Origin of the sequence: Streptomyces sp. NPDC048604, assembly GCF_043199435.1 — a bacterium.
Classification (GTDB): Bacteria; Actinomycetota; Actinomycetes; order Streptomycetales; family Streptomycetaceae; genus Streptomyces.
In genome coordinates this window covers 161,193-180,505 of the sequence record NZ_JBICVX010000005.1, presented here as the reverse complement: position 1 = coordinate 180,505, position 19,313 = coordinate 161,193, and the positions used below count along the sequence as shown (strand labels likewise).

At 75.3% G+C, this 19,313-nt stretch carries 15 protein-coding genes; 9 read left to right on the top strand and 6 right to left on the bottom strand.

Annotated elements, in window-relative coordinates; all coding sequences use genetic code 11:
• Positions 1-89: 89 nt before the first annotated feature.
• The gene (locus ACGFMM_RS12535; protein ID WP_393645808.1) at positions 90-1,664 is read right to left on the bottom strand and encodes a DUF5691 domain-containing protein; all 1,575 of its coding nucleotides are present in this window, start codon (positions 1,662-1,664) and stop codon (positions 90-92) included.
• A gap of 22 nt (positions 1,665-1,686) precedes the next feature.
• On the bottom strand, positions 1,687-3,108 hold the full coding sequence (locus ACGFMM_RS12530; protein WP_393645807.1) for an SWIM zinc finger family protein: 1,422 nt from the start codon (positions 3,106-3,108) through the stop codon (positions 1,687-1,689).
• Positions 3,109-3,235: 127 nt separating this feature from the next.
• Between ACGFMM_RS12530 and ACGFMM_RS12525 the strand changes: the two genes are divergently transcribed.
• The 5 genes from ACGFMM_RS12525 to sucD all read left to right on the top strand — a co-directional run bounded on the left by ACGFMM_RS12525 (position 3,236) and on the right by sucD (position 10,411).
• Entirely contained in the window at positions 3,236-4,348 is a 1,113-nt protein-coding gene (locus ACGFMM_RS12525) for an AAA family ATPase (protein WP_393645805.1), read from the top strand.
• Entirely contained in the window at positions 4,345-6,663 is a 2,319-nt protein-coding gene (locus ACGFMM_RS12520; protein ID WP_393645804.1) for a DUF5682 family protein, read from the top strand. Before ACGFMM_RS12525 ends, ACGFMM_RS12520 begins: the two co-directional genes overlap by 4 nt.
• A complete protein-coding gene (locus ACGFMM_RS12515) occupies positions 6,660-7,850 on the top strand; it encodes a VWA domain-containing protein (protein WP_393645802.1) in 1,191 nt (396 codons plus the stop codon). Before ACGFMM_RS12520 ends, ACGFMM_RS12515 begins: the two co-directional genes overlap by 4 nt.
• A gap of 476 nt (positions 7,851-8,326) precedes the next feature.
• On the top strand, positions 8,327-9,505 hold the full coding sequence (gene sucC / locus ACGFMM_RS12510) for an ADP-forming succinate--CoA ligase subunit beta (RefSeq protein WP_393645801.1): 1,179 nt from the start codon (positions 8,327-8,329) through the stop codon (positions 9,503-9,505).
• A gap of 21 nt (positions 9,506-9,526) precedes the next feature.
• A complete protein-coding gene (sucD, locus tag ACGFMM_RS12505) occupies positions 9,527-10,411 on the top strand; it encodes a succinate--CoA ligase subunit alpha (protein ID WP_393645799.1) in 885 nt (294 codons plus the stop codon).
• Between the two features lie 115 nt (positions 10,412-10,526).
• Here the strand turns inward: sucD and ACGFMM_RS12500 are convergent, their stop codons facing one another.
• Complete coding sequence (locus ACGFMM_RS12500; RefSeq protein WP_393645797.1) at positions 10,527-11,804, bottom strand: sigma factor-like helix-turn-helix DNA-binding protein; 1,278 nt, start codon at positions 11,802-11,804, stop codon at positions 10,527-10,529.
• A gap of 111 nt (positions 11,805-11,915) precedes the next feature.
• Here ACGFMM_RS12500 and ACGFMM_RS12495 point away from each other — a divergent pair, with 111 nt between their 5' ends.
• A complete protein-coding gene (locus ACGFMM_RS12495) occupies positions 11,916-13,475 on the top strand; it encodes a DUF6350 family protein (protein ID WP_393645795.1) in 1,560 nt (519 codons plus the stop codon).
• Here the strand turns inward: ACGFMM_RS12495 and ACGFMM_RS12490 are convergent.
• A complete protein-coding gene (locus ACGFMM_RS12490; RefSeq protein WP_393645794.1) occupies positions 13,472-14,155 on the bottom strand; it encodes a hypothetical protein in 684 nt (227 codons plus the stop codon). The genes ACGFMM_RS12495 and ACGFMM_RS12490 overlap by 4 nt on opposite strands.
• Before the next feature lie 216 nt (positions 14,156-14,371).
• Between ACGFMM_RS12490 and purN the strand changes: the two genes are divergently transcribed.
• The 3 genes from purN (at position 14,372) to ACGFMM_RS12475 (ending at position 17,109) form a co-directional block, all read left to right on the top strand.
• Positions 14,372-14,998, top strand: coding sequence for a phosphoribosylglycinamide formyltransferase (gene purN, locus ACGFMM_RS12485; protein WP_393645793.1), 627 nt, complete (start codon positions 14,372-14,374; stop codon positions 14,996-14,998).
• Positions 14,985-16,538, top strand: coding sequence for a bifunctional phosphoribosylaminoimidazolecarboxamide formyltransferase/IMP cyclohydrolase (purH, locus tag ACGFMM_RS12480; protein ID WP_393645792.1), 1,554 nt, complete (start codon positions 14,985-14,987; stop codon positions 16,536-16,538). The genes purN and purH overlap by 14 nt, the downstream gene beginning before the upstream one ends.
• A gap of 109 nt (positions 16,539-16,647) precedes the next feature.
• Complete coding sequence (locus ACGFMM_RS12475) at positions 16,648-17,109, top strand: hypothetical protein (RefSeq protein WP_393645791.1); 462 nt, start codon at positions 16,648-16,650, stop codon at positions 17,107-17,109.
• Between the two features lie 12 nt (positions 17,110-17,121).
• On the opposite strand, the gene ACGFMM_RS12470 is transcribed toward ACGFMM_RS12475, so the two are convergent.
• Both ACGFMM_RS12470 and ACGFMM_RS12465 read right to left on the bottom strand, forming a co-directional pair.
• A complete protein-coding gene (locus tag ACGFMM_RS12470; RefSeq protein ID WP_393645790.1) occupies positions 17,122-18,462 on the bottom strand; it encodes a serine/threonine-protein kinase in 1,341 nt (446 codons plus the stop codon).
• On the bottom strand, positions 18,459-19,205 hold the full coding sequence (locus ACGFMM_RS12465; protein WP_393645789.1) for an FHA domain-containing protein: 747 nt from the start codon (positions 19,203-19,205) through the stop codon (positions 18,459-18,461). The genes ACGFMM_RS12470 and ACGFMM_RS12465 overlap by 4 nt, the downstream gene beginning before the upstream one ends.
• Positions 19,206-19,313 lie beyond the last annotated feature (108 nt).

Here is a 19,313-nt window from a genome sequence, read left to right as displayed (position 1 = left end):
CACGGGCCGACGCGTCAGCGCGGGCCACGCTCGTCCACCGCGTTGCGGGCAGCCCTTCCGCGGGGCCCACAACGCGGCGACGGACGTCGTCACCGTGCGTGAGGGACGAGTTCCTCGTGCAGGGCGGCGCGCAGGCGGAGGGTGGAGACGAGGCGCTGGAAGGCCTCGGACCAGTAGCCCGCCGCGCCCGGCGCCGCGTCCTCGCCCTCGTCCACCAGCGTCGTCAGGGCCTCCAGGCGATCCGCCGCACCGGGATCCAGACAGCGCTCCGCGAGGCCCATCACCCCGCTGAAGCTCCACGGGTAGCTGCCGGCGTCCCGCGCGATGTCCAGCGCATCGACCACCGCCCGCCCCAGCGGCTCCGCCCACGGCACCGCGCACACCCCGAGCAGCTGGAACGCCTCCGACAGCCCGTGCGCCGACACGAAGCCGGCGACCCACTCGGCCCGCTCGTCCTCCTCCAGGGTGGCCAGCAGTTTCGCCCGCTCCGCCAGCGACGAGGTGCTCGGCGAGCCGAGCAGTGCCCGGGACCAGGCCCCGTCCCGCTGCCGCACCGCCGCCCGCGACCACGCCGCGTGCAGCTCCGGCTGCCAGTCGTCCGCGACGGGCAGGGCGACGATCTGCGCCGGGGTTCGCCCGCCGAGCCGCTCCTGCCAGCAGGACAGCGGCGCGTACTCGACCAGCTGGCCCAGCCACCACGAGCGCTCCCCCCGCCCCGGCGGCGGCGTCGGGGCGAGCCCATCCCGCTGCATCGCCGCGTCGCACTCGTGCGGTGCCTCCACGACGATGCCCGCGTACCCGCCGTCGCCGTCACCCGAACGGTCCAACGCGACGCACGACGTCGCCCGGTCCGCCATCCGCGCGGCCAGCGCCGACGCGGGCAGCGCGGACAGCAGCTCGGCCGCCGTCGAGCGGACGTTGCGGCTGCGGTCGGTCAGCGCTCTCTCCAGGAACTCCTCGTCCGCGTCCGAGAGCCCGGCCCGCAGCGAGTCGAGGAACATCAGCCGGTCCTCCGCCCGCTCGGCCGCCCATGTCGCGGCCAGCAGCTCCCGCCCCGCGGCCGGATCCGCGGCCCGCACCGCGGCGAGCAGTGCGACCCGCTCCGCGAACAGGCCCTCGTCCCACAGCCGCCGTACGGCCCCGTGGTCGTCGGCCGGCGGCAGCGCCGCGCCCCCTGCCGCACCGCGCAGCGCGAACCGCCACTCCGGGTTCTGCCGGGCCAGCCACAGCCCGCGCGGACCGGCGAAGGCCAGCGCGGCGGGCCGCAGGTCCGTCCGGGCCCGGGCCGCGTCGAGCAGCGCGGGCAGCGCGGAGGCCGGGGCCCGGTAGCCGTACCGCCCGGCCGCCGCGAGCCACTGCGGCAGCAGCTCGGCGACATCGGGCGCGGCCCCCCGCCGCCCCCCGGCCGGCGCCGGCGCGGCCCGCCCGGCGAGCAACTGCGCGAGCCGCTGCCGCGCCGCCTCCGGCAGCGGCGCCCGGTCGTCGTGCGGCGCGGGCTCCGGCGGCTCCGCGGCCGGCCCGGCCCGCAGCCCCGCCCGCCGCCGCACGGCGTGCACGGCCGCCGCGTCCAGCACCGCCTCGGCCGCCGGGCCGCCGGGTCTGCGCCCGGTGCCCAGCAGCGCCGAGGCGACCAGCTCCTCCCATGCGCCCGACTCGTCGGTCATCCGCTCCTCCGTTCACCGGTCGTCACGCGAGCGCGACCGTCTCCGTCGGGTCGTCCGGGGACCAGGCGGCCAGGGGAGTGAAGCCCTGGTGGCCGCACTCGCCGAAGACGGTCACCGGACCGCCTCCGGACAGCGCGGTCAGCCGCCACAGACCCGGGCGGGCCAGCGCCGCCGGGCTCAGCGGAAGGGCGCCCGCCCCGTCCTGCAGCAGCCGGCCCGTACCCGTCGCGACCGGGACCACCGCCGCCAGCGTCGCCGGGACCGCGTCCAGCCAGGGGTCCTCCCGCAGGGCCCGGCCGTACGCGGCGATCGCCTCCGCCGTCGTTTTTCCCACGGACTCCGTCCGGGGGGACCCCCACCCCGGCGGACCGGTCGCCGGTACCGGGGAGCCGTGCTGTTCCAGCAGGTCCGCGCGGACCTGCGCGCCCCCGGGATACCCGGCCAGCGTGGCGTCCAGGACCGTGCCCGCCGGCAGGTCGAGCCCGGGGGCCCGGCCCGGCGGGCCGAACGACAGCAGCAGGGCCGTGCGGCCGGACTCCCGGCCGTACAGCCAGATCCGGCGCGCCGTCAGCTTCGCGTCCGCCGTGTCGTACCGGGCGAGCACCTGCCACCGGTCCCGCACCGGAGGCCCGTCCGCCGGCGCGGTCAGCCCGACGCGGGTGCGCACCGTGGCCGCCAGCCCGGGCGGCAGCCGGTCCAGCGACAGCCAGGCCCGGTCGAGCAGATGCGTCAGCGCGCACTCCTCGAGCAGCCGCACCGGCCACCCCGGGCCGGAGCCCGGTATCGCCCCCAACTCCCGTACCCGAGCCGCCAGTCCGGGCGCCTGCGCGTCCACCATGCGGGCCGCGGTCTCCTCCCAGAGGCCGTACCCCTCCTGCTCCGCGGACGCGAGCCCGCCGCGCACCAGATCCGCCAGCCGCTGCTCCAACTCCCGCGCCCCCGCGGTGATCCGGGCCGCCCGGCGCTCGGCGCGCCGCCGCGCCGCCTCCGGGTCGGCCGGTTCGGAGGGCGGGCCGGCGCCCCCCGCGCCGACACCGCCCGCCGCACCCGCCCCCGTGCCGGCGCCGCCCCCCGCGGCGCCCTCCCGGCGGGCCGTGAGCCACGGCTCCGCCCACTCCGGCACGTCCCCCTCGTCCCCCGTCGCGACCGTCCCGTCGTCCGCCGCCCAGAGCAGCAGCAGTCCCAGCGCGTGCTTGCACGGGGACCCCGGGCTCGGGCAGTCGCAGGCGAACGCCGGTCCGGTCAGGTCGACGACCGTCCCGTACGGCGTGCTGCCGCTGCCCTTGCACCGCCCCCACACCACCGCTCCGGAGCAACCCGTCGCGGACCACGGCCCGGCCACACCGAGTCGGCCCCCCGCGCTGCGTGACGTCTCGTCAGAAGCCAGTGCCAGCACCTGCTCCGACGTCCACCGCACCCCCATGCGAACCCCCGTCCGACTCATGGGAACGACCGTACGCGGCCCCACTGACAATCGCCCCGACCTGCGACGACAGCCGGACGCTCGCCGGTTGTCAGTGGCGTGGTGCACCGTGGATGCACGTCGGGTCGAACGATCTGGAGGGGGAACCATGACCGTGCCCGGAACCACGACCGTCTCTGAGAACGACGCGCTCCGCCCGCACGCGGAGCACGCCTTCGCCGCCGAACTCGCCGCCCTGGCCGCGGCCGACGACCGGCCCCGCCCCGCCCGCTGGCGGCTCTCGCCCTGGGCCGTCGCCCGTTATCTCCTGGGCGGCACGCTCCCGGACGGGACGGTGATCACACCGAAGTACGTGGGCCCGCGGCGGATCGTCGAGGTCGCCGTCAGCACGCTCGCCACCGACCGGGCGCTGCTGCTGCTCGGCGTGCCCGGCACCGCGAAGACCTGGCTCTCCGAGCATCTCGCCGCGGCCGTCAGCGGCGACTCCACGCTGCTCGTCCAGGGCACGGCCGGCACACCGGAGGAGGCCATCCGGTACGGCTGGAACTACGCGCAGCTGCTCGCCCACGGACCCAGCCGCGAGGCGCTGGTTCCCAGTCCCGTCATGCGGGCCATGGCGGAGGGCGCGACGGCGCGGGTCGAGGAGCTCACCCGCATCCCCGCGGACGTGCAGGACACGCTCATCACGGTCCTGTCCGAGAAGACGCTGCCGATCCCGGAACTGGGGGAGGAGGTGCAGGCGGTCCACGGCTTCAACCTGATCGCCACGGCCAACGACCGGGACCGCGGGGTCAACGAGCTGTCGAGCGCGCTGCGCCGCCGTTTCAACACGGTCGTGCTGCCGCTGCCGGCCACCGCCGACGCGGAGGTCGACATCGTCACCCGGCGGGTGAGCCAGCTCGGCCGCTCCCTCGACCTGCCCGCCGTGCCGGACGGGGTCGACGAGATACGGCGCGTCGTCACGGTCTTCCGCGAACTGCGCGACGGGGTCACCGCGGACGGCCGCACCAAGCTCAAGTCCCCCTCGGGGACGCTGTCCACGGCCGAGGCGATCTCCGTCGTCACCGGCGGTCTCGCCCTCGCCGCCCACTTCGGCGACGGCGTGCTCCGCCCCGCCGACGTGGCCGCCGGCATCCTCGGCGCGGTCGTCCGCGACCCGGCGGCCGACCGGGTCGTCTGGCAGGAGTATCTGGAGACGGTGGTCCGCGAACGGGACGGCTGGAAGGACTTCTACCGGGCCTGCCGAGAGGTGAGCGCATGACGGCCGCCGCCCCCGGGCCGCTGCTGCTCGGCGTGCGGCACCACGGGCCCGGCTCGGCGCGGGCGGTGCGGGCGGCGCTGGACGTGGCGCGGCCGGCGGCGGTGCTGATCGAGGGGCCGCCGGAGGGGAACGCGCTGCTGCCGCTCGCCGCGGACCCCGCGATGCGGCCGCCGGTCGCCCTGCTCGCGCACGCCGTGGACGACCCGGGGCGGGCCTCGTTCTGGCCGATGGCCGCGTTCTCGCCGGAGTGGGTGGCCCTGACGTGGGCCCTGGAGCACGGCGCGGCCGTCCGGTTCGTCGATCTGCCCGCCGCCACCACCCTCGCTCTGAACGCGGACCCGACCTGGGGCGACGGCGACGAGGAGGAACTGCACCGGCCCGATCCGGCGGCCGGGCTGCGCGTCGACCCGATCGCCGTGCTCGCCCGCACCGCCGGACACGACGACCCCGAGCGCTGGTGGGAGGACGTCGTCGAGCACCGCGGCGACGGCGACCCGCGCGCCCCGTTCGCCGCCGTCGCCGAGGCCATGGGCGTGCTGCGCGAGACGTACGGCGCGGGCGGCCACGGCCGCGACCTCGCCCGCGAGGCGCACATGCGGCTCGAACTGCGCGCCGCGCGCAAGGAGTTCGGCGAGGACGGGGTCGCCGTCGTCTGCGGCGCCTGGCATGTGCCCGCCCTGCGCCGCCGGACGACCGTCGCCGCCGACCGGGCCCTGCTCAAGGGCCTGCCCAAGGTGCGCACCGAGACGACCTGGGTGCCCTGGACGCACCGCCGGCTCGCCCGCCGCTCCGGCTACGGGGCCGGAATCGACTCGCCCGGCTGGTACGCGCACCTGTTCGCCGCCCCCGACCGGCCCGTCGAGCGCTGGCTGACCCGGGTCGCCGGGCTGCTCCGCGAGCAGGACAGACCGGTCTCGCCCGCCGACGTCATCGAGGCCGTCCGGCTCGCCGACACCCTGGCCGCCCTCCGCGGCCGCCCGCTCGCCGGGCTCGGCGAGACCACCGACGCCGTGCGGGCCGTGTTCTGCGACGGCTCCGACGTGCCGCTCGCCCTCGTCCGCGACCGGCTCGTCGTCGGCGACGTGCTCGGCGAGGTCCCGGCCGGCGCCCCCGCCGTACCGCTGCAACGCGACCTCGACCGGCTGCAGCGCAGCCTGCGGCTCAGACCCGAGGCGCGCGAGCGCGAGCTGGAGCTCGACCTGCGCAAGGACAACGACGCCGCCCGCAGCCGTCTGCTGCACCGGCTGCGGCTGCTCGGCGTCGACTGGGGCGTGCCGGCCGCCGGGCGGACCGGCACCGGCACGTTCCGGGAGACCTGGCGGCTGCGCTGGGAGCCGGAGCTGCATGTCCGGGTCGCCGAGGCCGGCGTATGGGGCACGACCGTCCACGGCGCGGCGGAGGCCCGCGCCGAGGCCCGGGCCACGGGCGCCGGCGCGCTCGCCGACGTCACCATGCTCGCCGAGCGGTGCCTGCTCGCCGGGCTCTCCGGCGCCCTGCCGGTCGTGATGCGGGTCCTCGCCGACCGGGCCGCGCTCGACGCCGACGTCGGCCATCTCGCCCAGGCCCTGCCCGCACTCGCCCGCGCCCTGAGATACGGCGACGTCCGCGGCACCGACACCGCCGCGCTCGCCGGCGTGGCGGCCGGGCTCGCCGAGCGGATCTGCGTCGGACTGCCACCCGCCTGCACCGGGCTCGACCACGACGCCGCCGGGGAGCTGCGCGGCCACCTCGACGCCGTGCACACCGCGCTCGGCCTGCTCCCGGCCGACGCCGCGCGGACCGAGCGCTGGACCGGGGTGCTCCTCCGCCTCGCCACCCGCGACGCGGTCGCCGGGCTGATCCGCGGCCGGGCCGCCCGGCTCCTCCTCGACGACGGGCGGCTCGACGCGGACGGGACGGCACGGCTGATGGGCCTCGCCCTGTCGCCCGGCGTCCCGCCGGCCGACGCGGCCGCGTGGGTCGAGGGCTTCGTCGGCGGCGCGAGCGGGGGCGGGATGCTGCTCGTCCACGACGAGCGGCTCCTCGGCCTGGTCGACGCCTGGCTGGCCGGGATCCCGCCGGACGCGTTCACGGACGTGCTGCCGCTGCTGCGGCGCACCTTCTGCGCGTACGAGCCGGCCGTCCGGCGCACCCTCGGCGAGCTGGTCGCCCGCGGCCCCTCGGCCGCCGCGGCCCGCGCCCGCGCCGGCGTGCCCGGCTTCGCCGACGCACTCGACGCCGCGCGTGCGGACGCCGTCCTCCCGGTGCTGCGGCTGCTGCTGGGGACGGAGACGACCGGGACGGAGACGACCGGGACCACGGGGGTGGAGCGATGAGCGGAACGGAACAGAGGACGGACCAGAGGACCGTCGCCGACGAACGGCTGAGGCGGTGGCGGCTCGTGCTCGGCGGCGGCGAGGCCGACGGGACCGGGCAGCCGGTGACCGGGCGGGACGCCGCGATGGACGACGCGCTCGGCGCGCTCTACGGGCAGGCACCCGGACCGGCGGCCGCGTCGCGGGGCCGGACGGCCGGACTCGCCGCGTCCGCGCCGGCCGTCGCCCGCTGGCTCGGGGACATCCGCAGGTACTTCCCGAGTCCGGTCGTGCAGGTCATGCAGCGCGACGCCATCGACCGCCTCGGGCTCGCCACGCTGCTCCTGGAGCCGGAGATGCTGGAGGCCGTCGAGGCGGACGTGCACCTCGTCGGCACGCTGCTGTCGCTGAACAAGGCGATGCCCGAGACGACCCGGGACACCGCCCGCGCCGTCGTCCGCAAGGTCGTCGCGGACCTGGAGCGGCGGCTCGCCGCCCGCACCCGCGCCACCGTCACCGGCGCGCTCGACCGCTCCGCGCGGACCAGCCGGCCCCGGCACGGCGACATCGACTGGAACCGCACGATCCGGGCCAACCTCAAGCACTACCTGCCGGAGCACGGCACGGTGGTGCCCGAGCGGCTGGTCGGGCACGGCCGTTCGGCGCGCTCGGTGAAGAAGGACGTCGTCCTCTGCGTCGACCAGTCCGGTTCCATGGCGGCCTCGGTGGTGTACGCGGCGGTGTTCGGGGCCGTCCTCGCGTCGCTGCGCTCGCTGGACACCCGGCTGGTCGTCTTCGACACCTCCGTCGTCGACCTGACGGACCGCCTCGACGATCCGGTGGACGTGCTGTTCGGCACCCAGCTCGGCGGCGGCACGGACATCAACCGGGCGCTGGCGTACTGCCAGGGCCGGATCACCCGCCCCGCCGACACGGTCGTGGTGCTGATCAGCGACCTCTACGAGGGCGGCATCCGCGACGAGATGCTCAAGCGGGTCGCGGCGATGAAGGCGGCCGGGGTGCAGTTCGTCGCGCTGCTCGCCCTCTCCGACGAGGGGACGCCGGCGTACGACCACGACCACGCGGCCGCGCTCGCGGCGCTCGGCGTGCCGGCCTTCGCGTGCACGCCCGACCACTTCCCGGAGGTGATGGCCGCGGCCCTGGAGAAACGGACACCGCCCCTTCCGGACGGGGCGGCCCCTCGGTGACGGGAGACGCGCCCCGCCCGCGGCGGCAGCGTCGCCCCGCCCTCGACGGCAGGAGTCCCCCCGCCCCGTCCGCAGCGTCCGCACGACGGAATCCGCAGCTCCCGTCACCACCCGCCCGGCCCTCTCCGGCCGCACTGAGGCCCATATCACATTCAGGCCCGCTCGCACCTCACCCCGCGGACGGGCGCGTCGTGAGCCGCTCAAAGGGCCTTGCCCGCCTGCCGCAAGGGGTTCCGGGCCGCCCGCAGGGGCCCCTACGGAACGCCCCGTAGCCCCTACGATCTGTGACCCGTATCACCGCCAAGAGGTGATCTGCGATTTAGGGACCCAGGTCCGGCAGGGATAACCTGCGAGACGGACATGCCGCGTCCACGGACACCGTGTACGCCTCCCTTGTGACAGCGCAGTCACGTTGCCCTTCGCGGCACGCCCACGCAGACAACGAACCGCGATCATCAGAAAAGGGACGGACGCGCGTGGACCTGTTCGAGTACCAGGCGAGGGACCTCTTCGCCAAGCACGGTGTACCGGTGCTGGCCGGTGAAGTGATCGACACGCCTGAGGCGGCGCGCGAGGCCACTGAGCGTCTCGGCGGCAAGTCGGTCGTCAAGGCGCAGGTGAAGGTCGGCGGCCGCGGCAAGGCCGGCGGCGTCAAGCTGGCGGCCGACGCGGACGAGGCCGTCGCCCGCGCGACGGACATCCTGGGGATGGACATCAAGGGCCACACGGTCCACAAGGTGATGATCGCCGAGCTGTCCCCGGAGATCGAGGCGGAGTACTACGTCTCGTACCTCCTCGACCGCACCAACCGCACCTTCCTCGCGATGGCGTCGGTGCAGGGCGGCATGGACATCGAGGAGGTCGCGGAGAAGACCCCCGAGGCCCTCGCGAAGGTCCCGGTCAACGCCGTCGACGGCGTGAGCATCGAGAAGGCCCGCGAGATCGTGGCCCAGGCGAAGTTCCCGGCCGACGTGGCCGAGGGTGTCGCCGAGGCCCTGGTGACCCTGTGGAAGACCTTCGTCGCCGAGGACGCGCTCCTCGTCGAGGTCAACCCGCTGGCGAAGACCAAGGACGGCCGCATCCTGGCCCTGGACGGCAAGGTGTCCCTGGACGCCAACGCCGACTTCCGCCAGCCGGAGCACGAGGCGCTCGAGGACAAGGACGCAGCCAACCCGCTCGAGGCTGCCGCCAAGGCCAAGGGCCTCAACTACGTCAAGCTGGACGGCGAGGTCGGCATCATCGGCAACGGCGCCGGCCTGGTCATGTCGACCCTGGACGTCGTCGCGTACGCCGGTGAGAACCACGGCGGCGTGAAGCCGGCCAACTTCCTCGACATCGGCGGCGGCGCGTCCGCCGAGGTCATGGCGAACGGCCTGGAGATCATCCTGGGCGACCCGGACGTCAAGTCCGTGTTCGTCAACGTCTTCGGCGGCATCACCGCCTGTGACGAGGTCGCCAACGGCATCGTGCAGGCCCTGGAGCTCCTCGCCTCCCGTGGCGACGAGGTCACCAAGCCGCTGGTCGTGCGCCTCGACGGCAACAACGCGGAGCTGGGTCGCAAGATCCTGTCGGACGCGAACCACCCGCTCGTGCAGCGCGTGGACACCATGGACGGCGCGGCCGACAAGGCCGCCGAGCTCGCGGCTGCGAAGTAAAGGGACGAGGTCAAGCACACCATGGCTATCTTCCTCACCAAGGACAGCAAGGTCATCGTCCAGGGCATGACCGGTGCCACGGGCATGAAGCACACCAAGCTCATGCTGGGTGACGGCACCAACATCGTCGGCGGCGTGAACCCGCGCAAGGCCGGCACGACCGTCGACTTCGACGGCACCGAGGTCCCGGTCTTCGGCACCGTCGCCGAGGCGATGGAGAAGACGGGCGCCAACGTCTCCGTCCTCTTCGTGCCGCCGGCCTTCGCCAAGGCCGCCGTGGTCGAGGCGATCGACGCCGAGATCCCGCTCGCCGTCGTCATCACCGAGGGCATCGCCGTCCACGACTCCGCCGCCTTCTGGGCGTACGCGCAGTCGAAGGGCAACAAGACCCGCATCATCGGCCCGAACTGCCCCGGTCTCATCACCCCGGGCCAGTCCAACGCCGGCATCATCCCGGGCGACATCACGAAGCCGGGCCGCATCGGCCTGGTCTCGAAGTCCGGCACGCTGACGTACCAGATGATGTACGAGCTCCGTGACATCGGCTTCTCCTCCGCCGTCGGCATCGGTGGCGACCCGGTCATCGGCACCACGCACATCGACGCCCTGGAGGCGTTCGAGGCGGACCCCGACACCGACCTGATCGTCATGATCGGCGAGATCGGCGGCGACGCCGAGGAGCGTGCGGCGGACTACATCGCCAAGCACGTCACCAAGCCGGTCGTCGGCTACGTCGCGGGCTTCACCGCGCCCGAGGGCAAGACCATGGGCCACGCCGGCGCCATCGTCTCCGGCTCCTCCGGCACCGCGCAGGCGAAGAAGGAGGCCCTCGAGGCCGCCGGCGTCAAGGTCGGCAAGACGCCGACCGAGACCGCCAAGCTGGCGCGCGCCATCCTCGCGGGCTGACGCACCACGGTCCGACCGCACAGGTGGGCCCCGCTCCCGGTACTCCGGGGGCGGGGCCCACGCGCATGCCCGGCGCGTCAGCGGCTCAGTGGCTCACGGCTCAGCGGCTCACGGCTCAGTGGCTCAGCGGCACCAGCCGCTCGGGGCCGTGGTGCGGCTGCGAGCGCAACGCGTCGCGCAGCTGCTCGTCCTCCGCGTTCAGCTGCTCCGGGCCGCCGCGCAGCGGCACCCCCTCGACGGCCTGGCCCGGGGCGACCTCCGGCAGGTACTCGGTGGGCGCGGTGTGCAGCGTGAACGCCGTCGCGCCGACCACCGCGGCGGTCAGGATGAACGTCGAGCGGGTCAACAGCCGCGTGTGGCGCTCGCTGCCGGTGCGCACCGAGTGCGCGGGCGCGAGGGAGACCGTCGGCGCCTCCGCCACCAGCGTGCGCAGCGTTTCGTGCAGCACGTCCGGATCGGCCAGTTCGGGGATCCTGCGGCCGATGGACTCGCGGGCGTAGATGAGGCGGTTCGCCGCCGCCGGGGTGCTCGCCTCGGTCTCGGCGGCCGTCTCGGGCAGGTCCAGGCCGAGGCCGTCGTACAGCAGCACGGTGCGGCGGTACGGCGGCGGCAGCTCAAGGAGGGCCTCCAGGATCGCCCGGCGGCCCGCCTCGGTGGGCGGGGCGTCGGGGTGCCGGTGGGCGCGGCGCAGCCGGTGCCAGGGCGAGAGCGCGTACTCGTACGCAGCCGCCCGAACCCACCCGACCGGGTCCCGGTCGACGGCGACCCGGGGCCAGTGCTGCCACGCGTGGTGGAACGCGCGCTCCACGGCCTCCCGGGAGAGCCGGCGGCGCCCGGTGAGCAGGTACGTCTGGTGCACGAGCCCGGGCGCGGCGTACACGTAGAGGTCGTCGAACGCGCCCTCGGGGGTGAGGACGGGCGACGGCTCCTCGGGCGTCCGGGGAGCCGCGGGACGCTCAGGGGTCTGAGGAGCCTCAGGAGCCCCGGCGGCCGCCTCCAGCGCCGCTACGACCTCCGGCGCGGGTGCGGGCGCGGCGGCCTGTACGGGCTCCGGCTCCGTCTCGGCGCGTACGGGCTCGGGCGCGCGGACGACGGCCTCCTCGGGCTGGGCCGCGGGCGGGGACGTCCGGGGGTGGGTCGCCGGGCGCGTGGGGGTCTTCCGGGCGCGCTTCGGGGGCTCGGGCGCCTCCACGCCGAGCAGCCTCACGTACGCATCCCGCTTGCGCCCGCGCGGGCTCGAACGGCCGGTCTCCCAGGAGCGGACGGTCGCCCGGGTGACCCCCACCGCTTCGGCGACCTGGTCCTCGGTCAGCGCCTTCGCCTCGCGCAGCCTGCGGCGTTCCTTGGGGGAGGGCAGGGAGCCGGAGGAGGAGGGTGCGGTGCCCTGGCTCATGGACGACGACCTCCCGGAGCGCTGAACTGGCCGTAAAAACACATAAATGTATCTTGAACGACACAACGGACTATTGCCTGTTACGCCGCAAAAGCGCGTGTCGTTGGCAGCATGGGGCGGGTGACCCACCTCACCGAGCAGGGCACTGCGCCCGCGACCGACGCCCTTGTCCGCGGCGCTCGTTCCGCCGTCCTCGTCAGCGCCGTCGTGCGCGGCGGCGTCGCCGCCGGGCTGGGCCTGGGCGCGCTCGCGGTGCTGGTCACCGTGCTGTGGATCAGTTCGCCGTACCCCGACAGCGGCCCCGGCGGGGCGCTGCACGTGGCCGCGGGCCTGTGGCTGCTCGCGCACGGCGTGGACCTGGTCCGCACCGACACCCTCACCGGCGTGCCCGCGCCGCTCGGGATCGCGCCGCTGCTGCTCGTGGCGCTGCCGGGCTGGCTGGCGCACCGGGCGGCGCGGGACGCGATGGAGCAGGAGGACGGCCGGCCCAGGCTGGCGGCGGCGGGCGCGGTGGGCGCGGTGACGGGCGGTTATCTGCTGGTGGGCGCGGCGGTGGTGCTGTACGCGGCGGGCGGCCCGTTCCCCGCGGACCCGCTCGCGGCGGCGTTCTGGCTGCCCGGGGTGACGCTCGCCGCCGCGGGCGCGGGCGCGTGGACGGCGAGCGGCCGGACGATCGCGCCGCTGGCCCGGCGGGTGCCGCGGGCCGGGGTGGCGCTGCGGTCGGCGGCGGTGGGACTGCTGACGCTGCTGGCCGGGGGCGCGGTGCTGGTCGCGGTCTCGCTGGTGTGGCACGCCGCGGCGGTCGCCGACGCGTACACACACCTGGCGGGCGAGTGGTCCGGGCGGCTCGCGGTGGCGCTGCTGATCGTGGTGCTGGTCCCGGACGCGGCGGTGTGGGGCGCGGCGTACGGCCTCGGGCCGGGCGTGATGCTGGGCGCGGGCGCGGTGGCGAGCCCGTACGTCGTCATGGGCGCCCCCGCCGTCCCGACCTTCCCGCTGCTCGCGGCGCTGCCGCAGCCGGGCCCCACGATGTGGGCGCACTGGCTCTCGGTGGCGGTGCCGCTGGCGGCGGGCGTGGCGCTGGGCCGGCGTACGGGACGGGTGGCGACGACCTGGACGGCGCGGGCCACGACGTGGACGGCGCTGCAGGCCGCGGGCCTGTGCGGGGTGGTGACGGCGCTGCTCGCGGCGGCGTCCGGCGGGCCGCTGGGCGTGGCCCGGCTCGCCGCGTTCGGCCCGGTGTGGTGGGCGACGGGCGCGGCGGCGGCCCTGTGGACCGCGGCCCTCGGCGTCCCGGTGGCCCTCGGCGTACGGGCCTGGTTCCGCCGCGCGGAGGCGACGGCGGCGGAGGACCCGACGGCGTCGCCGGAGCCGGCCGGGAACGCCGCCCCCGTACCGGCCTCGGCCGCCGTCACCGCCGTGGAGCCGGAACCCCTGGCCGAGGAGCCGTTCGAGCCCTACGACCTCTTCCCGGCGACCTGGGAGACCCCGTCCCCCGAACCGCCGTCACCGGATGCACCCGCACCGGAGCCGGCGTCACCCGAGCCGGCGTCACTGAATGCCCCGTCACCCGAGCCTGCGCAACCGACCGAACTGCCGTCCCCCGAACCGGCGTCACCCGAGCCCGCCCCGCCCAAGGGCGAGGCGGCCGACGGGCCGGACGGGCCCTAGATCCGGTTGCTCTCCTCGAAGAGCTTCTGCCACGGCTCCGGCAGCTGCTGGGTGCAGGACTGGCGGCCGGACTCCGTCAGGGCGTCCTCGACGCAGGTGAAGTAGTCGCTGTAGACCAGGCGGAAGACGAAGCCCGCGCCCACGATCAGCAGGGCGAGCACCGCCGTCACCAGGCCGCTGATCGCCGCCGTGCGCTGCGGCTTGCGAGCGGCCTGGGCCGTGGCGGCGGCCTGGGGGGCGTCCAGCTCCGGGGGCTTCGGCTTGGCGCGCAGCGAGCTGATGCCCCAGTAGAGGGCCAGCGCGCCGAGCAGCAGGGCCAGCTGGGAGAGGCTGAAGATCGCGAAGAAGAACGCCCACATGCCCGCGAGCAGCGCGTACCGGGCCCGCCGCTGCGCCGGGTCCGTCGGGTCCCAGCGCAGGCCCGGGCCCTCCGGCGGGCCCTCCGGCCCGCCGCCCTGGCCGCCCTCCGGGCGCCGGCCCCAGCCGGCCGAGGAGCGGCCCGGCTGCCGGCTGCTCCAGCGGCCGGAGGAGTCCGAGGCGTCACCGGAAGGGGCGTCGTCGTCGTCCGCGCCCTCCGGTCGCCGCGGCTGCCAGGGCTGGTCCGGCGCGCCCTCCGGCGGCGGCGCGAACGGATTGTTGTCGTCCGTGGACTGGCGTTCCGTACGGCGGCGGTCCGGCATGTGGTGAACGTCTTCCCTCTGTCGTCGCGGCGAGGCGCTGGGCGTGTCGTCCGGCCCTCGTCCCCAGACGCTACCCCCCGGCCACGCCCCCGTCCCCCGGGGGCCGTCCGGTGTGCCGGTATCGTTGCTGACGTTCGGCCCCTTCGTAGGGTTCCCCGTATCCAGGGGTGCGATTCGTTCGTACGACCGCACAAACATCACGGAAAGAGTGACCCAGTGGCTGCCGCCCGCCTTGTCGTCCTGGTCTCCGGGTCCGGCACCAATCTGCAGGCCCTGCTCGACGCCGTCGCCGCCGACCCCGAGGGGTACGGCGCCGAGATCGTCGCGGGGGGCGCCGGCCGCGACGGCATCGCCGGTCTGGAGCGCGCCGAGCGCGCCGGCCTGCCGACCTTCGTCTGCCGGGTCAGGGACCACGCCACCCGCGAGGAGTGGGACCGTGCGCTGACCGAGGCCACGGCCGCGTACGAGCCGGACCTCGTCGTCTCGGCCGGTTTCATGAAGATCGTCGGCAAGGAGTTCCTCGCCCGTTTCGGCGGCCGGGTCGTCAACACGCACCCCGCGCTGCTCCCCAGTTTTCCCGGTGCGCACGGCGTGCGGGACGCCCTCGCGTACGGCGCGAAGGTCACCGGGTGCACCGTCCACTTCGTCGACGACGGCGTCGACACCGGCCCGATCATCGCCCAGGGCGTGGTCGAGGTCCGGGACGAGGATCACCTGGACGGCGGTGACGCTCTCCACGAGCGCATCAAGGAAGTCGAGCGCTCGCTGCTCGTCGAGGTCGTGGGGCGTCTCGCCCGCAACGGCTACCGCATTGAGGGACGAAAGGTTCATGTCGGTGAATAAGCCCATCCGTCGCGCGTTGATCAGTGTCTACGACAAGACGGGCCTGGAAGAGCTCGCCAAGGGGCTGCACGAGGCCGGCGTCGAGCTCGTCTCCACCGGCTCCACCGCCTCGAAGATCGCCGCGGCCGGCGTCCCGGTCACCAAGGTCGAGGAGCTGACCGGCTTCCCCGAGTGCCTGGACGGCCGCGTCAAGACCCTGCACCCGCGGGTGCACGCCGGCATCCTCGCCGACCTGCGCCTCGACTCGCACCGCGAGCAGCTCGCCGAGCTGGGCGTGGAGCCGTTCGACCTGGTGGTCGTGAACCTGTACCCGTTCCGCGAGACCGTCGCCTCCGGCGCGACCCCGGACGAGTGCGTCGAGCAGATCGACATCGGCGGCCCGTCGATGGTCCGCGCCGCCGCCAAGAACCACCCGTCGGTCGCGATCGTCACCAGCCCGGAGCGGTACGCCGACGTCCTCACCGCGGTCGCCGCCGGAGGCTTCGACCTCACCGCCCGTAAGCGGCTCGCGGCCGAGGCGTTCCAGCACACCGCCGCGTACGACGTGGCCGTCGCGTCCTGGTTCGCGGACGACTATGCCGCCGCCGACGACTCGGGCTTCCCCGACTTCCTCGGCGCCACGTACGCCCGCAAGAACGTCCTGCGCTACGGCGAGAACCCGCACCAGGGCGCCGCGCTGTACGTCGACGGCACCGGCGGCCTCGCCGAGGCGGAGCAGCTGCACGGCAAGGAGATGTCGTACAACAACTACACGGACACCGACGCCGCGCGCCGGGCCGCGTACGACCACGCCGAGCCGTGCGTGGCGATCATCAAGCACGCCAACCCGTGCGGCATCGCGATCGGCGACGACGTCGCCGAGGCGCACCGCAAGGCGCACGCCTGCGACCCGCTGTCCGCGTTCGGCGGCGTGATCGCGGTCAACCGCCCGGTCTCCGTGGCGATGGCCGAGCAGGTCGCCGAGATCTTCACCGAGGTCATCGTGGCCCCCGGCTACGAGGACGGCGCGGTGGAGGTCCTGGCCAAGAAGAAGAACATCCGCGTGCTCAAGGCCGACGGCGCCCCGGCGAACCCGGTCGAGGTCAAGCCGGTCGACGGCGGCGCGCTGCTCCAGGTCACCGACCGCCTCCAGGCGGACGGCGACGACCCGGCGAACTGGACCCTCGCGACCGGCGAGGCGCTGACCCCGGCGGAGCTGGCCGAGCTGGCCTTCGCCTGGAAGGCGTGCCGCGCGGTCAAGTCCAACGCGATCCTGCTCGCCAAGGACGGCGCCTCGGTCGGCGTCGGCATGGGCCAGGTCAACCGCGTCGACTCCGCGAAGCTCGCCGTCGAGCGGGCCGGCGAGGAGCGCGCCCGCGACGCGTACGCCGCCTCCGACGCGTTCTTCCCCTTCCCCGACGGCCTGGAGATCCTCCTGGACGCCGGCGTGAAGGCGGTCGTCCAGCCCGGCGGCTCGGTCCGCGACGAGCTGGTGATCGAGGCCGCGAAGAAGGCCGGCGCGACGATGTACTTCACCGGCACGCGTCACTTCTTCCACTGATCCGCCGCACGGCCGGCCCTGGGCACCCTCGCACGTCCCAGTAACGCCCCGGGCCGCAGCCTCCCTACGGTCGTTCCTGTCCACACGGGAACGACCCCAGGGGGGAACCATGAGGAACACGACACGACGCCGCGCCGTGGCCGCGCTGGCCGCCGGTGCGGCGCTGGGCGCGGTGCTCGCGATGCCGGGCGCCGCGCACGCGGCCAACGCGGACAGCGTCTGCAACCGAGGCGAGTTCTGCGCCTACTCCGGCACGGGCCTGACCGGATCGGTCAGGCTGGACCGCGTCGGAGACTGGTCCGGGAGCGTCAGCGGCGTCCGGTCGCTGGTGAACAAGGGCAACCCGCAGACGGGCGCGGACCACATCCGGTACTCGGGGTGGGTGAACTACGGCTCGTACTACCGTCAGGTGACGGGGTGCCTCCACTACGACGACCCCAACGCCTCCGGCTGGACCCCCGGCTCCTGGGTGACCTTCCCGGCGACCACCGGGCTCACCTCGGCCAAGTGGGGCGGCGAGTGCTCGTCCGGCGAGCCGACGATGAAGCTGGGGCGTCCCATCTACGCCTGACGCGTCGCCGCGTCAACAGCTCTTCGCCCAGGTGTGGGAGAGGACCCGGGGTGACGCCGGGAGGTTCCGGCGGTGCCCCTTCTCCACGCAGCCCAGGCGCTGTTGGAGGCCCGCCTTCGCGAAGTAGGCGACCCGGACGAAGCCGTTGGGGTCCGGTCCGCCGTTGTTGAAGACGGAGCGGGGGCTCTTCTTGTCGGCCCAGGAGCAGTCCGTCCGGCCGTCGAACCAGTCCGGGTCGTCGCCGTCCCAGGAGCAGAGGTCGCCCGCGCCGTCCGGTCCGGAGAAGAAGCAGACCGAACGGAACGCGCAGCGCTCGTAGCCGGCCGCGGTCTTCGGGGCCGCGGGCGGCGGTTCCTCCGGCAGCAGCGTCACGCCGAGGGCGGCCACCGCCAGGGCCAGCACGCCGCCCGCTGCGGCCAGCAGCGGGCGGCGGGACCGGCGCGCGGGCCGGCCGGCCGCCGCCGCCCGGACACGGGTCAGCAGCGCCGTCGCGTCCTTGCCCGCCCGGCGGGCACGCTGCTCGTGGCCGGCGGCGAGGCAGGAGGCGACGAGGTTGTGCCAGGGCGCGGGGAGTTCGGGGGAGAGGCGGAGTTCCTCGTCGCCGCGGGCGTGGCGGACGGCGGCGTCGCGGCGGGCCGACGGGCTGCCGCCGGGCAGCGGGAAGCCGCCGGTGAGGACGACGTGGGCGAGGACGCCGAAGGCCCACAGGTCGGCCGTGGGCCGGATCCGGGTGCCCTGCTCGCCGAACTCGGACCACAGCAGCTCGGGCGGCGTGTAGTCGGCCGTCGCGAACGCGGGGGAGTACCCGTGCGTGCCGTCCAGCTCGCTCGCCGTGCTGAAGTCGCCGAGGCGGGCCGAGCCGTCCGCCATCAGCAGCACGTTCCCCGGCTTGAGGTCGCCGTGCACCCAGCCCGCGCCGTGGAGTTGGGCCAGGCCCTCGCAGACCTGCGCCAGCACCCGCGCCCGGTCCGCGGCGGACAGCCGCGGCAGCGCCGACTGCAGCGACTCCTCCGCCTCCTCCAGGACGAGCACGGTCGCGCCGTCCAGCTCCGGGTGCTCCGGGTCGTCGACGGTCAGCGCCTCGTACATCCGGATCAGCCGCGGTGAACGCAGCCGGCCGAGCAGCTCCACCTCCCGCTCCGCCAGATCCCGCAGATGGCGCAGCTGGCGCGGGGTGCGGGTGCCGGTCGGCAGGAACTTCAGGGCCGCCCGCGGGGGCAGGCCGTCGGACCCGCCGTGCCGGACCGCCGCGTACACGCTGCCGAACGCGCCCGCGCCCAGCGGGCGTCCGACCGTCCAGGGCCCGACCCGGTAGCCCTCGGGGACGGTGACCGCGTACCCCTCCGCGCTCATCGCGGCGCCCCGCCGGGCGCCGCCAGCGCCGTCAGGTCGTCCTCGCGGACCAGGTCGAAGCGGAGCGCCAGGGACACCAGGGTCTCCTTCTTGCCGTTGAGCCGCGGACCGGTCTCGGCGCCGTCCGGGCCGGGCTTCAGGCGGAGTTTCACCGCCAGGTAGTCGATGTTCCACTGCACCGCCGCCCGGTTCACGGCCGGCCACAGCGGCCGCAGCCGGGTGCAGACCTCCTCGGCCGTGGGCGGCGGCGCGTGCGGCTCGCCGCGCAGCCGGGCCTCGCACAGGGCGGCGAGGACCAGGAAGTACCGCTTGCTCCGGTCCAACGGGAAGGCCGGCGCGGTCGGTTCGCCCCCGGAGTCGGGCGCCTCCGCCTGGACGTAGTCGTGGCGCGGGGCCCAGACGGAGAAGTCGAGCAGCTCGCTGCCGGCGGGCAGTACGACCCGCGCGAACTCGAAGGGGATCGGCGCCTCGACGCGCCCCGGCGCGACCTTCACGTGCTCGCCCGCGCCCTCCGGGTTCTCCACCACGTACGTCGCGCCGCCGCTGAAGTTGCTGAGCGACCAGTACGTCCCGGTGGCCGTGATCTCGCCCGCGGTACGGGACACCCCGGGGTGCGCCAGCTCCAGGTGCGGGCGTCCGCAGGAGGGGGCGACCCGGCCGAAGTGGAGCCGCTCGCCGGGCGCCAGCCGCAGCTGGCCCGCCGGGCCCGTGGCGTGTGCGGGCACCACGATGATGCTGTGCATGGCGCGCTTCCCTTCCCCGAGGCGTGGGCGTCAGGGTAGGAACCGGCGATAAACGAACGCAGAACGCGCGAAGGCCCGCCGGTCCGAACGGACCGGCGGGCCTTCGCG

Excerpts from the sequence above, each read along its gene's own strand:
- ACGFMM_RS12495 (WP_393645795.1), top strand. The coding sequence starts at position 11,916 with ATGGGGCGGGTGACCCACCTCACCGAGCAGGGCACTGCGCCCGCGACC.
- ACGFMM_RS12515 (WP_393645802.1), top strand. The coding sequence starts at position 6,660 with ATGAGCGGAACGGAACAGAGGACGGACCAGAGGACCGTCGCCGACGAA.
- ACGFMM_RS12530 (WP_393645807.1), bottom strand. The coding sequence starts at position 3,108 with ATGAGTCGGACGGGGGTTCGCATGGGGGTGCGGTGGACGTCGGAGCAG.
- ACGFMM_RS12475 (WP_393645791.1), top strand. The coding sequence starts at position 16,648 with ATGAGGAACACGACACGACGCCGCGCCGTGGCCGCGCTGGCCGCCGGT.
- ACGFMM_RS12470 (WP_393645790.1), bottom strand. The coding sequence starts at position 18,462 with ATGAGCGCGGAGGGGTACGCGGTCACCGTCCCCGAGGGCTACCGGGTC.
- ACGFMM_RS12525 (WP_393645805.1), top strand. The coding sequence starts at position 3,236 with ATGACCGTGCCCGGAACCACGACCGTCTCTGAGAACGACGCGCTCCGC.
- purH (WP_393645792.1), top strand. The coding sequence starts at position 14,985 with ATGTCGGTGAATAAGCCCATCCGTCGCGCGTTGATCAGTGTCTACGAC.
- ACGFMM_RS12490 (WP_393645794.1), bottom strand. The coding sequence starts at position 14,155 with ATGCCGGACCGCCGCCGTACGGAACGCCAGTCCACGGACGACAACAAT.
- ACGFMM_RS12535 (WP_393645808.1), bottom strand. The coding sequence starts at position 1,664 with ATGACCGACGAGTCGGGCGCATGGGAGGAGCTGGTCGCCTCGGCGCTG.
- ACGFMM_RS12465 (WP_393645789.1), bottom strand. The coding sequence starts at position 19,205 with ATGCACAGCATCATCGTGGTGCCCGCACACGCCACGGGCCCGGCGGGC.
- sucD (WP_393645799.1), top strand. The coding sequence starts at position 9,527 with ATGGCTATCTTCCTCACCAAGGACAGCAAGGTCATCGTCCAGGGCATG.
- ACGFMM_RS12520 (WP_393645804.1), top strand. The coding sequence starts at position 4,345 with ATGACGGCCGCCGCCCCCGGGCCGCTGCTGCTCGGCGTGCGGCACCAC.
- ACGFMM_RS12500 (WP_393645797.1), bottom strand. The coding sequence starts at position 11,804 with ATGAGCCAGGGCACCGCACCCTCCTCCTCCGGCTCCCTGCCCTCCCCC.